Below are 13571 nucleotides of genomic sequence, written 5' to 3' on the forward strand. Positions count from 1 at the left end.
TATTTAGTCAACAATAGAGAATTTTTACTCATTTTTCCAGCACATTTGCACTAACAAGTGGGCAATTATTTAGTATATAAAGAGGATTTATGAGCAAACATGAATGATATGTATATATGCAGCTAGAGGCATGGAGGTAAGGAGATAAGGAGATAAGGAGATAAGGAAATAACAGCGCACGAACTACATGCGCTGTGAAGAACTAAAACAGTTAGTCTTTTTTGTAGTCGTCATGACAAGACTTACAGCTTGCTCCCACTTTGCCAATCGCGCCGCGGTAAGCACTTTCATCGCCTGCTTTCACTGCAGCTTGTAAACCCATTGACGCTTCTTTTAACGCGGCAATTTTAGATTCCACATCGGAGAAGTTTTCCCAGACTGCGTCTTTCGCGCCTGTGTCTACATCAAACTTACGGGTATCAACAGATAAGTAATCACTCATCATATCAGCAAGTTGCTCTAGTCGTACCCCATTGGTCATCATCACAGACTCATCAAAAGGTAGCGCTCCTTTTGCCATGCCGCCCAACGGCCCCATGTTGCTGCGTACCAATTGGAATATCGCTTGACGGTATTGAGTCGCCGCTTTTGCATGCTTTTCTGACGAGGCTTCTGATGTTTCCGTCGCCGCAATTGCTCCACCAGCTAAACACGTTGCTAAAGCTGCGGTAGCTAATGTGGTCTTGATTGTCTTTCCTAGAATATTTTTCATAGTTATCGCCATGCCTGTTCGATTGTGTTGGTCTGTTTTCTATCCTGACGAATACCCACCTTTTGCGCAAGGTTTTAACCTGTAAATTTTGTGTTTTTTCTTTATTTTAGGCAAAAAAAAGCCCTCATATGAGGGCTTTATAATTTTAATACGATTTAGTTAGTTAAATCATCGAAAAACTTTTTCACACCGTCAAAAAAGCCTTGTGCTTTCGGACTGTGTCTACTTGATGCTTTGCCCATCGATTCTTCTAGCTCTTGTAGCAATTCCTTTTGACGTGATGACAAGCTAACCGGTGTTTCCACCACAACTTTACACATCAAATCGCCAACTGCGCCACTTCGAACCGATTTAACGCCTTTACCACGTAAACGGAACATACGTCCTGTTTGGGTTTCAGGGCTAATTTTAAGTTTCACTTTGCCATCGAGTGTAGGCACTTCTAGCTCGCCGCCTAGGGCTGCTGTGGTGAAACTTAATGGTACTTCACAGTACAAGTTGTTGCCGTCACGCTGGAAGATTTTATGATCACGAACATGTACTTGAACATACAAGTCACCTGCCGGTGCACCATTCTCTCCTGCTTCGCCTTCGCCAGATAAACGAATACGATCGCCGGTATCAACACCTGATGGAATCTTAACATTAAGGGTTTTGGTTTTTTCTTTACGACCATGGCCATGACAGCTGTTACATGGATCTTCGATAATCTTGCCTTTACCTGAACAGGTTGGGCAAGTTTGTTGAACCGCAAAGAAGCCTTGGCGCATTTGCACCTGACCATTTCCATGACAGGTTGGGCACGTTTTAGGCGAAGAGCCTTTCTTCGCACCAGAACCGTCACACACTTCACATTCAACCAATGTAGGCACGCGAATATCTACGCTTTTGCCACGTACCGCTTCTTCAAGCGATAACTCTAGGTTGTAGCGAAGGTCTGAGCCTTGACGAGCACGTGATTGACGACCGCCGCGAGCACCGCCGCCACCGAAAATATCACCAAATACATCGCCGAAGATATCACCGAAGTCGCCACCACCACCAAAGCCAGCGCCACCGCGATTAGGATCTACACCAGCGTGGCCATACTGATCGTAAGCGGCACGCTTTTGCGCATCGTTTAATACTTCGTAGGCTTCCTGGATTTCCTTGAATTTAACTTCAAGGGCTTTATCGCCCTGCGTGCGGTCTGGGTGATATTTCATCGCTAGCTTTTTATACGCTTTTTTAATTTCGCGTTCGCTAGCGCCTTTATCTACCCCAAGCACTTCGTAGTAGTCACGTTTCGACATAGTGTTTACTTATCCTACCTATTATTATCACAGGGACGTTGTTTGAGCACATTGTCGCCCTTGTGAAACTACATTTGTTTATCGCGTTTTATTACACGACAAAGGCGCAACAAGTGAACCTGGTGCGCCTTAACTGCTAAAGTCAGCTCAACTTACGTTGGGCTTATCGCAACAGCTTGCTTACTTTTTATCTTCGTCTTTAACTTCTTCAAACTCAGCGTCAACAACGTCTTCATCAGCTTGGCCAGATGCTTGTTGCTCAGCACCTTCAGCGCCAGCTTCTCCAGCCGCACCTGCTTGTTGTGCTTGAGCCGCTTCCATCAACTTGCTAGACGCTTGAATAAGTTCTTGCGTTTTCGCTTCGATGTCTGCTTTATCTTCGCCTTTAACCGCAGTTTCTAGCGCGCTAACCGCTTCTTCGATTGGCGCTTTATCTTCTGCACTTAGTGCATCGCCAACTTCTTCAAGTTGCTTACGAGTAGCGTGGATCATGCCGTCAGCTTGGTTACGTGTTTGAATAAGTTCTTCAAACTTCGCATCAGCTTCTTTGTTCGCTTCTGCGTCAGCAACCATCTTCTCGACTTCTTCATCGCTTAAGCCTGAAGACGCTTTGATTGTGATCTTCTGCTCTTTACCTGTGTCTTTATCTTTCGCAGACACGTGTAAGATACCATCCGCATCTAAGTCGAAGGTTACTTCGATTTGAGGGGTACCACGAGAAGCAGGACGAATACCTTCAAGGTTGAACTGACCTAGTGATTTGTTACCGCTAGATTGCTTACGCTCACCCTGTAGTACGTGTACTGTTACCGCAGACTGGTTGTCTTCAGCAGTAGAGAACGTTTGCGACTTCTTCGTTGGAATAGTCGTGTTCTTCTCGATAAGTGCTGTCATCACGCCGCCCATGGTTTCGATACCAAGAGACAGTGGTGTTACGTCAAGAAGTAGTACGTCTTTAACGTCACCAGAAAGTACACCACCTTGAATTGCTGCACCTACTGCTACGGCTTCATCAGGGTTAACGTCTTTACGTGGCTCTTTACCGAAGAATTCAGTCACTAGCTTCTGAACTAAAGGCATACGTGTTTGACCACCTACCAAGATGATATCTTGGATATCGCCTACTGATAGGTCAGAGTCTGCCAATGCTTGCTTAAGCGGGTTAAGGGTATTCTTAACAAGCTCTTCAACCAAAGACTCAAGTTTTGCACGCGTTAGTTTAATCGCTAAGTGCTTAGGACCTGAACCGTCTGCTGTGATGTACGGCAAGTTAACTTCAGTTTGCTGTGAAGAAGAAAGCTCAATTTTCGCTTTCTCACCGGCTTCTTTAAGACGCTGCATTGCAAGCGGATCTTTACGTAAGTCGATGCCTTGATCTTTCTTGAATTCGTCAACAAGGTAGTTAATTACACGGTTATCGAAATCTTCACCACCAAGGTGAGTATCACCATTAGTTGCTAGTACTTCAAACGTGTGCTCGCCGTCAACTTCATCAATTTCGATGATAGAAATATCGAACGTACCACCACCAAGGTCATACACTGCAACAACGTTATCGCCTTGCTTTTTGTCCATACCGTACGCTAACGCAGCCGCCGTTGGCTCGTTAATGATACGTTTAACTTCAAGACCAGCAATACGGCCCGCATCTTTCGTTGCTTGACGTTGTGAATCGTTAAAGTAAGCAGGAACAGTAATTACTGCGCCAGTCACTTCTTCGCCAAGATAATCTTCAGCGGTTTTCTTCATTTTCTTAAGTACTTCAGCAGAAACTTGAGGAGGCGCCATTTTCTCGCCTTTCGCTTCTACCCATGCATCACCGTTGTCTGCACCCACAATTTTGTAAGGCATGATGTCGATGTCGCGTTGTACTTCTTTATCTTGAAAACGACGACCAATTAAGCGTTTAATCGCGAAAAGCGTGTTTTCAGGATTTGTTACCGCTTGGCGCTTAGCAGATTGACCTACTAAAGTTTCGCCGTCGTTTGTGTAAGCAATGATTGATGGCGTTGTACGATCGCCTTCCGCGTTTTCAAGTACGCGAGGTTTGTCGCCGTCTAGCACTGCGACACATGAATTCGTTGTACCTAAATCGATACCAATGATTCTACCCATTACGTGTCTCCAAAAATTTATTTAATCTACAATTTTAGTGGGGTTATTCCGCACTATTTTCAATAGTTGTCAGTAAAAAAACTGACATTTTTGTGTAATTTAAGCCGCAATACGTATTTACGCTTGCGTATCTACACCACCGCTAGGCGCTCTGGAAACCATAACCATGGCTGGGCGCAACAAACGGCCATTAATTTGATACCCTTTTTGCATAACCGCCATCACCGTATTTGGTGCGTGGTCTGCACTTTCTTGCATAGACATAGCTTGGTGCAAGTCAGGGTTAAAGGTTTCACCCTGCGGATCAATAAGGCTCAATCCAAATTTCTCAATAGTGCTTAAGAAACTTTTATGCGTCATTTCCACACCTTCAAGCAACGGCTTAACCGCTTCGTTTTCGCCGTCGGTCAATTCGATAGCGCGCTCAAGGTTATCAACGACAGGAAGAAGCTCGCCTGCAAAACGCTCTAATGCGAATTTACGTGCCTTTTCAACTTCCATTTCAGCGCGGCGACGGGCATTTTCCATATCAGCACGAGCACGTAGTACGCTATCTTGCTGCTCTTTAATGGTTGCCTGTGCTTCTGAAAGTGCTGTTTCTAGCTCATAGATGCGCTGCGTGGCATCTGATTCAGATTCGGGTGAAGTTTGCTCTTCTTGTATAACTTCAGCATCTTGTACGGTTTCGTCTACGCCAGAAACTTCTTGCTCTGCCTGCACGTCGCGGTTATCGCTCATGCTTTCCTCCAAACGTTAATGTCTATACTGCATAAACCCATGAATGACTCGTACTCAATCATGGGCAATGTCTGCGTTGGGATTAATTATGGGGCTGCTTTAACCGCCTTCAAGGGTAACCACACTATTTTTATGGTTTGTTTTTAAGTTTTTTTAAATAGATCAATAAATGCGAGCTACACACCCACTCATTGTAAAAAACATGTTAACTTTGACAGGTATTGTATTAGGGAATTTTGATGCTCAGTATTTGGACCGTAGGTACGGTAGTTGCCCTTTATTTGCTCGCATTATTTGCCATTGCCTTCTGGGGCGATAAACGGCTACGTGATAATCAACAACACCCCATTTTATATAGCTTGGGATTGGGAGTTCACTGCACATCTTGGGCGTTCTTTGGCACGACATCGCAAGCTGCTGAATATGGCTGGGCTATTATACCTACCTATATGGGTATTATTCTTACCATGGCATTCGCTTTTCCTGTGGTACTGCATATAAGCCGGTTATGCCAGCAACACAACATAAGCTCATTAGCCGATTTAATTGGCCTCAAATATCAGCATTCACACCTTATTGCCGCACTAATCACTTTGCTGTGTTTTATTGGTGTTATTCCTTATATTGCCTTGCAGTTAGATGCCATCACAAAAAGTATTAACCTCATTACGCCCGATACCCAGCACTCTACGCAAAACGTAAGTTTATATGTAGCGGGGCTAATGGCTATCTTTGCCATTGTATTTGGTACTCGCACGCTTAACCTTACCGACAAACACCCGGGTTTACTGCTTAGTATTGCGTTCGAATCCCTCATTAAACTTATTGCGCTTTGGGTAGTAGGCGTATTTGTTTGCTTTTATTTGTTTGATGGCGTGCTTGATTTAGTCACGCAAGCCGCTAGCAACGACGCTGCGCGCGGTGTTATTTATGCCGACAGGGCTCCATGGGTATATTTATCCCATGTGCTTTTAGGTGTGTGCTCTATGTTTGTATTACCGCGCCAATTTCACATGAACTTCGTTGAATTAAACGGCGAAGGAGAGCTTCGCACTGCTCGTTGGTTATTTCCCTTGTATTTATTGGGTATGACGGTTTTTCTTATTCCCCTAGCATTGGCGGGTAAAGTCTTACTGCCACAAAGCGTCAATTCCGATGCGTATGTATTGGCTCTTCCTTTGTATGCAGAAAATATGTCTGTTTCTATCATCGCGTTTATTGGGGGCTTATCGGCGACCACCAGCATGGTAATTGTGGCAACGCTTGCCCTTGGTATCATGATAGCCAACAACCTAGTGACTCCGTTGTGGTTAAAGCTGCGTTTGCGCGCCGAACCCAATCACACCATGCAGCCTAGTAAAATTTTAACTATTCGCCGTCTTACCGTATTGGTGGTGTTGTCGGTGGCACTTTGGTATCACCTTAACGTTAGTCAAGCGGCGCCATTAGTAAAAAGCGGTATTATTGCCATTGCCTTATTAGGCCAGTGCTTACCTGTGCTTATGTTCGGTATATATTGGCAACGAAGCACCAAATCTGCCGCCGTCTGCGCGCTGCTAGCCGGCTTTAGTTTTTGGGTGGTGTACTTGTTATACCCCAGTATCATGTCGAGCTATTATTTTAATAGTCCACCTTCCGATGCCGAGCTAGGAATGGGATTCGCTTATTCGTTGTTAGCGAACTGCGTTACCTTCATTGTGGTTTCTTATATTACGTTCAAGCGCCCGCTTCATGGCATTGAACAGAAATCGCCTACATCTCCTGCTTTTGCCATTCGCATTAACGATTTAACGGCGTTAACCCAGCGTGTACTCGAACCCAGTGTTCATCAAGCGCTAGTGAATCAATTATCTGTGAATATCTCGGATGCTAATGCAAATTCTGGGTACGCAAACCATACCCTACTGCAGCGCACAGAAAAATTGCTCAGCGCTCAAGTAGGCACCCCAAGTGCGCGCATATTGCTAGGCGCTATTACTGAAACTAAAAACGAGACCTTGCCTGAACTGGTAGATTGGGTGGAAGAAGCCTCACAATCTTTTCAGTTTAATCATGAAGTACTGCAATCGTCGGTACAAAATATTGAACAAGGCATTAGCGTATTAGATGAAAAGCTGCAGTTACTAGCGTGGAATGAGCGCTATATTGAAATGTTCAATTACCCACGGGCTTTCCTTAAAACCGGTATGTCGATTGAAAGTATTCTTGCTTACAACGCTAAGCGAGGGCTATTCGGTAACGCTGTTATCAGTAACGAAGAAATCAATAAACGTATTGTTTATATGAAAGAAGGCAGCCGGTACAAGTATGTTCGGAAGCAGCCCGATGGAAAAGTGATTGAGCTAAATGGCTCGCCCTTACCTGGTGGCGGATATGTAACAACCTACAGTGATATAACAGAATACATAGCTATTCAGGAAGCCCTTGAACGGGCTAAATCCGACTTAGAACACCGCGTAGCTGCTCGCACTGAAGAGCTACAACACGCCAAATTGGAAGCCGACAGGGCAAACGAAAGTAAATCGAAGTTTTTAGCTGCGGCGGGGCACGATCTTATGCAGCCATTTAATGCCGCCACTTTATTTGCCGCTATGCTGGCCCAAAAAACCAAAGGCGGCGAACTGGCCGCGCTTTCAGAAGGGGTAGTAAGCTCGCTAAATAGCGCAGAAAACCTGCTAACCATGTTACTCGATATGACCAAGTTAGAGTCGGGTAAGCTTATGCCGCAAACAAGCAACTTTGCATTGGATGACATGTTAGCGCCATTGGTGCAAGAATTTAGAGTCATAGCGGCGTCTAAAGGCTTAACCTTGTGTTATGTACCCACTAAACTCGTTATTCATTCTGATAAAAACTTGTTACGACGTATCGTGCAAAACTTGTTATCGAATGCAATCCGCTACACCACAACTGGCAAGGTGTTAGTTGGTGTAAGGCGCAAGTACTCACAATCAGGCCCCAAGCAGCACTTAGAACCAGCCTCACCACTAATTGATATTTGTGTGTACGACACAGGGGCTGGTATTCCCAACCACCAGCAAAGTGAAATTTTTAACGAGTTCCACCAATTAGATGAAAAACAAAACGCTCAAGGTTTGGGGTTAGGGTTAACCATTGTAGAGCGTATAGGGAGATTACTACATCACCCTATTTCGTTGGTATCTACCGTCAACAAGGGCAGCAAGTTTAGTGTGTCAGTGCCTTGCGTTGAAACTTCAGCTAAAAGTGGAAACTTACCAGTGAAAAGTTCAAGCGTGGCGCATGCCGTAACGGCAGAGACTCAAGCAAACAAAGCCACTGTCGACATAAGCCCTAGCGCAGCGACACCAGATTTACTGCCTAGCAAGCCGTTCTTAGCCGGCAGGCGAATACTACTGATAGAAAATGATGCACAAATAGCCCAAGCCATGAACGTATTGCTTTCAGATTGGGGCGCAATAGTGCTAATTGGGACGAATATCACAGAGTCGATACAAGCGTGCCCTACTCCACCAGATTTGCTGCTTGTCGACTATCATTTAGATGCTGGTGAAACCGGAACACAAGCTGTTTCTCAACTGCAAGGTAAGTGGGAACGTAAAGTATCAGGGGTTTTAATTACGGCGAATCGAAGTGAGGGTATCAGAGAGGCTGCCAGCGACTTAGGGCTTTATTATTTACCCAAGCCTGTTAAACCATTAGCCCTTAAGCGCTTACTTAAAAACGAATTGAAACTTGATGATTAGCTTATTAATTACTCTAGGTTTTAGGTTAATTGCCGAACTAGAAAAATCAGTGGTCAAATCTCATTAATAGGCTTGGCATATAAATGAATGATTTTATTTATGGGCTGGTTTAATTAACGGCCTTGTTTGATTAATAAGAAGTTTTAATCAGTAGCTTAAACCTATTCGTGCACAGCCATGGCATGTTTGAAAGCAATACCTGCTTTTGTACGATTAATGACATTCAATTTTCTTAATACCGCTGAAACGTGCTGTTTCACGGTAGACTCGGAAATATCCAGTTCGTAGGCAATTTGCTTGTTAAGCAATCCATCAGCCACCATTCGAAGCACTTTCAATTGGTGCGGTGTGAGCATCGCGAGTTTAACGCTAAAATCGTCAGTGTCAGTGCCATCATTAGTGAGGTTCGCTGCCGATTCAGGAAGCCATTGTTCGCCGTCTAGTACACGTTCGACTGCCTCGGCTATGCATTCTATGGATGCCGATTTAGGAATAAAACCGCATGCACCTAAAGAGAGCGCCTTACGAATAAGATTCGCCTCTTCAAAGGCCGTCACCATGACCACCAATACATCAGGATATCGCGCTCGCACCTCAGACAACCCTATCAAGCCATTATTACCCGGCATCTTCACATCCAAAAATACCAAATCAATATCTGGGTTAGCGTCAAGCTGACTGAGAGTTTCATTCAGCGTAGATGCTTGCAGTATATCGGGCCCTACAATGTCGCCAAGGGCTTGGCACATTGCCGCTCGAAATAAGGGGTGATCATCTGCAATAAGTACACGTATTTTCATTTTGTTATCTGCCGCACAACTGTAACAACAATGTTAAATTAATAATAACACGATGGTTACAAATACCTAGTGTTAAAAGGTGTTTATATTGCGTGGAAACATACTATCCAGATAAAAGTAGACTCAAATAAAAAAGCCGGAACTCTCATTCCGGCTTTTTTTGTATAGCTATTTTGTATAGCTACTTGGTATCGCTAATTTGTATTTTTCGTATATCTAGCGATTGCGCTAACTTTTACGCTAACTATGGCGCTAGCTATTACACTTACTATTTCTCTAGCCAAGTGCGCGAGTTATCGCAAGTTCTCACGATTTACCGTATCTAAAAACGATAACCTAGCGTGACGTGAACCGTACGTGGGTCGCCATAATAACCAATTAACGTAGTATCACCGCCTAGGCCGGGCCCAAAGTTACCGTCTTCGTCTCGGGTAACAAAATCATACCCACCCACCAAATATTCTTCATCGGTAAGGTTTTTCACATGAAGGCCGGCATACCAATCGCCTTCTATACTCTCCCATCGCGCGCTTAAGTTCACCATCCCATAAGCGTCTTGCTCAATTAGGTCGCTAGTTTCAAACAATAAGTAATCACCACGATAGTAATAGTTAGCGTTAAATGAAATATCACCAAAGCCGGTTTCTAGCAGATAATTAGCGCCAATGTTTAACGTATTTTCAGGCGTGCTAGCCAAACCAATGAGAGGGGGTATCGCATTGTTCTTCTTAATTTCAAAATCGATGTACCCGTAAGCCACATCAAATTGTAAGTTATCAGAAGCTACCCACGTCATTTCTACTTCAGCACCTTTGGCAGCCGTTTCCGCTGCGTTGCGTAGCCTTTGATCCAGTGCAGTTGGGTCGCTTAAGTCACCTTCAATACCAATATATTGTCGGTCTGAATGGTCGTACGAGAATAACGTCACATTCAATCGCAATGCATCATTCAAATCGCTTTTCATGCCCACTTCGTAGCTATCAACGACTTCGGGTTCTACGCCAGGCTCATTTACCGTAGCGCGTGGATTGAAGGTCCCCGATTTAAAGCCCTGCGAATAACTCGCAAAAAACATAGTATCGCGACTCATTTGGTATTCCACACCAACTCGCGGCGTAAAGCGCGACCAGCTTTCAACTGCCGCCCCTTCAAATACACCATCACCGTCGCTGTCAGTGCCCAGCACCTGCGGAACTAAGTCACCATCAGGGCGAACATACCCGTCGAACCAATCGGTATAAGGGTAAACATTCGCGAAGATCAAGCCGTTATTTACTGTTGCCGATTTTTCTTCGTCTGTATAGCGGGCACCAAGTGAGAGAGAAAGCTTGTCGTTAATGTCGTAATTAAACTGCGCATAAGCGGCCCAACTTTCAGAGTTATTACAGCCGCTTACTTCTCGGGTTAAGCCGGAAGCGCCTAGCGCCACACCCAACACACCTAATACAGCGTCAAAGTTTCCGCATGACTCACCATCATAAAGATATAAGCCAGATACTAGCGAGTAGCTATTTCCAGTGTAATTTAGCTGTAATTCATGGGTGTCGTTGCTGTCGTCATACTCGGCAGGCACGTCGAAAATGGGCAATGCCGTATTATCAAAATCGATATTTGTAGGCGAGTAACTCTCGCGGTGTGAACCTATGTATTTAAGTTCTAAATTATCACTTACGTTATAGCGAGCTAGCCAGTTATATCCCTCAAGTTCTACTTTATTCCAAGTAGGTAAACTGGTGTACGAATCGAACTTTGAATCAGGCACTGGCGCGTCGGTCAAAATACTGGGGATAAGACGATAGCCACCTTTTGCATTCGAGGTATCTTCGGTTTTATCCCAGCCGAAACGGAAAAATAAATCATCACTAGCGTGTACTTCTAGCGTAAGGCGCGCTGCCCATAAGTCTTTGTTGTAGTTTTCTTTGTCTTGGCCGTCTAAAGCGCTAACTAAGTATTCACCAAAACCGTCGCGGTTTAAATTAGCGTACCCTACGCCCAAATACACAGTATCTTCTACTAATGGAATTTGCCCGGTGACTTTTAGATCCCGCTGGCTGTAACTACCAAGCGTAGCTTGCACGTTTAACTGGGTTTCCCCTGACATCTCTTTGGTGACATATTTAACGGCCCCACCAATAGTATTTTTGCCATAAAGTGTGCCCTGCGGCCCGCGTAATACCTCTATGCGCTGTACATCTAATAAATCGAGTACTGCACCTTGTGGGCGAGCGATGTAAACATCGTCAACGTAAATCCCTACACCAGGCTCGTATCCCCAAAGCGGATCTTGCTGACCTAAACCACGAATGAACGCCGTTAACGTAGAGTTAGTACCACGGCTGGTTTGCAATGTAGTGTTAGGTGAAAACTGCTGAACTTCAGTGAGTACGCTAATGCCCTTTTCGGCTAATTCAACAGCCCCAATAGAGGTGATAGCCACAGGGGTTTCCTGCAACGACTCAACGGTTTTTCGTGCGGTAACTTCAATACGTTCTAGTTTGCCTTTATCGTCAGCATCAGCGTCTTGAGCAAAGGTAGAAGGTGAAATCAACAGTGCGCTCGCAACAGCAGCTGCACAGATAGAGCGAGGGTAACGCTGCATGTGTGTAGTGAGTGACATAATGTGTCCTTTTTAGTTCTAAATTATCGTTACTGTCGGATGTAATGCCTGCGGTCGAACTTTACTCTAGGTAATTTTACCCTTGCCGTATGTAGTACCATCGTACTATGTGAATTTAGCGCCACTACCGTCACACTTTAGCCCTAGGACATGACTTCACCAATCATTAATTGATATAAAAAGCCATGACTTACAGCTACATAAACGCAATATAAACATAAACTTAACTGTTCTGGAGAATCTGCGGTCACAGATTTCTAAGGAAAAATAATGATGTTAAGTATGATTGGTCTGGTAGGCGGACTCGTATTATTAATTGTGTTAACCATTCGGGGAATGAACCTTTTCATTGCAGCCCCCTTATGTGCACTGGTTGTGGCGTTAACCAACGGCATGTCTGTTTTTATTGGTGATATAAATTTTGTTGAAACCTACATGAGTGGGTTTTCAGGCTTTATCGCCGCATGGTTTTTTATGTTTTTGCTTGGTGCTTTATTTGGCAAATTCATGGAAGACAGTGGCGCAGCCGATTCCGTCTCTCGTTGGATAATACAACGTATTGGGTACAAACAGGCTGTGTTAGCAGTGGTGCTGGCTTGCGCTATTTTAACTTACGGGGGCGTGAGCGTTTTTGTTGTCGCCTTCTCGGTTTATCCTATGGCAGTAAGCTTATTTAAAGATGCTAACTTACCGCGCCGTTTCATACCCGCCGCCATGGCATTTGGCTCGGTCACCTTTACCATGACCTCTGCCGGCTCACCAGAAATCCAAAATTGGATCCCCATTAAGTATTTAGGCACCTCGCCCTTCGCTGCATGGGAAGTAAGCTTAGTGGTTGCTATTTTCATGGCAGTGCTTGGTTACTGGTGGTTGGCGAAAATGATCCGCAAAGCGATAGCCAATGGCGAAGAATTTGAAGCACGAATTACCGACCCTGAAATACGCGAACGAGACTACCCTCACCCACTTACCGGCATTATTCCCTTGCTTGTGGTGCTATGTATTTCCTTCTTTTTACACGAAGCACTAGCACAACTTGCGCTTATTGTAGCCTTAGGGGGCGGTGTGCTTACCTTGCTAATAATAAACCACGCCCACTTTCACAATTTACAAGCGGCGATTAACACCGGCACAACCGGCGCGCTGGTAGCCATTGGCAATACCGCGGCTGTGGTCGGGTTTGGTTCAATCGCCAAAAACACCGAGGCATTTCAGCAAACGGTAACCTTAATGACGCAAATCCCTGGCAACGAGTTAATTGGCGCTGCTATTGCGATTAGTGTAATAGCAGGCTTAACCGGCTCGGCATCTGGCGGGCAAGCCATTGCGCTGCCACTACTTGCACCACATTATCTCGACCAAGGTGTGCAACCAGAACAATTACACCGTATTGTTTCTATCTCTTCTGGTGCGCTAGATTCACTGCCTCATAACGGGTATGTTGTCACCACAATTCGCGCTATATGTCATGAAACGCATAAGGCAGCCTACGGTGCAGTCGCAGCATTAACCGTAGTCGTACCGGTTATAGGGCTAGCACTTGCCATTGGCCTATTCAGCGTGTTTTAGATA

General features: G+C 44.8%; 8 protein-coding genes. 2 read left to right on the forward strand and 6 right to left on the reverse strand.

Features of this window, described 5'->3' with window-relative positions:
* Nucleotides 1-211 precede the first annotated feature (211 nt).
* The 4 genes from R1T43_RS13585 to grpE form a co-directional block, all read right to left on the reverse strand.
* Nucleotides 212-712, reverse strand: a complete 501-nt coding sequence (locus R1T43_RS13585) for a c-type cytochrome (RefSeq protein WP_247670541.1) — start codon at nt 710-712, stop codon at nt 212-214.
* Between the two features lie 155 nt (nt 713-867).
* Nucleotides 868-2004: a molecular chaperone DnaJ gene (gene dnaJ / locus R1T43_RS13590; protein ID WP_317349776.1), complete on the reverse strand. Its 1137-nt coding sequence runs from the start codon at nt 2002-2004 to the stop codon at nt 868-870.
* 180 nt (nt 2005-2184) lie between these two features.
* Nucleotides 2185-4119 carry a molecular chaperone DnaK gene (gene dnaK, locus R1T43_RS13595; RefSeq protein ID WP_317349779.1) on the reverse strand — a complete coding sequence of 645 codons (1935 nt, stop codon included), beginning with the start codon at nt 4117-4119 and terminating at the stop codon, nt 2185-2187.
* A 117-nt stretch (nt 4120-4236) separates the two neighbouring features.
* Nucleotides 4237-4857 (reverse strand): nucleotide exchange factor GrpE, encoded by a 621-nt coding sequence (gene grpE / locus R1T43_RS13600; RefSeq protein WP_211069458.1) that lies wholly within the window; start codon nt 4855-4857, stop codon nt 4237-4239.
* Between the two features lie 239 nt (nt 4858-5096).
* Between grpE and R1T43_RS13605 the strand changes: the two genes are divergently transcribed.
* Nucleotides 5097-8582, forward strand: coding sequence for a sodium:solute symporter family transporter (locus R1T43_RS13605; protein WP_317349782.1), 3486 nt, complete (start codon nt 5097-5099; stop codon nt 8580-8582).
* A 161-nt stretch (nt 8583-8743) separates the two neighbouring features.
* Here R1T43_RS13605 and R1T43_RS13610 read toward each other — a convergent pair whose 3' ends face one another.
* Nucleotides 8744-9382 carry a response regulator transcription factor gene (locus R1T43_RS13610; protein WP_317349784.1) on the reverse strand — a complete coding sequence of 213 codons (639 nt, stop codon included), beginning with the start codon at nt 9380-9382 and terminating at the stop codon, nt 8744-8746.
* A gap of 322 nt (nt 9383-9704) precedes the next feature.
* A complete protein-coding gene (locus R1T43_RS13615) occupies nt 9705-11999 on the reverse strand; it encodes a TonB-dependent receptor (RefSeq protein WP_317349786.1) in 2295 nt (764 codons plus the stop codon).
* A 273-nt stretch (nt 12000-12272) separates the two neighbouring features.
* Here R1T43_RS13615 and R1T43_RS13620 point away from each other — a divergent pair, with 273 nt between their 5' ends.
* Nucleotides 12273-13568, forward strand: a complete 1296-nt coding sequence (locus R1T43_RS13620; RefSeq protein ID WP_303462327.1) for a GntP family permease — start codon at nt 12273-12275, stop codon at nt 13566-13568.
* Nucleotides 13569-13571: the final 3 nt, after the last annotated feature.

Origin of the sequence: Alteromonas sp. CI.11.F.A3 (assembly GCF_032925565.1) — a bacterium.
GTDB lineage: Bacteria > Pseudomonadota > Gammaproteobacteria > Enterobacterales > Alteromonadaceae > Alteromonas.

Excerpts from the sequence above, each read along its gene's own strand:
- R1T43_RS13610 (WP_317349784.1), bottom strand. The coding sequence starts at position 9,382 with ATGAAAATACGTGTACTTATTGCAGATGATCACCCCTTATTTCGAGCG.
- dnaJ (WP_317349776.1), bottom strand. The coding sequence starts at position 2,004 with ATGTCGAAACGTGACTACTACGAAGTGCTTGGGGTAGATAAAGGCGCT.
- grpE (WP_211069458.1), bottom strand. The coding sequence starts at position 4,857 with ATGAGCGATAACCGCGACGTGCAGGCAGAGCAAGAAGTTTCTGGCGTA.
- dnaK (WP_317349779.1), bottom strand. The coding sequence starts at position 4,119 with ATGGGTAGAATCATTGGTATCGATTTAGGTACAACGAATTCATGTGTC.
- R1T43_RS13615 (WP_317349786.1), bottom strand. The coding sequence starts at position 11,999 with ATGTCACTCACTACACACATGCAGCGTTACCCTCGCTCTATCTGTGCA.
- R1T43_RS13605 (WP_317349782.1), top strand. The coding sequence starts at position 5,097 with ATGCTCAGTATTTGGACCGTAGGTACGGTAGTTGCCCTTTATTTGCTC.
- R1T43_RS13620 (WP_303462327.1), top strand. The coding sequence starts at position 12,273 with ATGTTAAGTATGATTGGTCTGGTAGGCGGACTCGTATTATTAATTGTG.
- R1T43_RS13585 (WP_247670541.1), bottom strand. The coding sequence starts at position 712 with ATGAAAAATATTCTAGGAAAGACAATCAAGACCACATTAGCTACCGCA.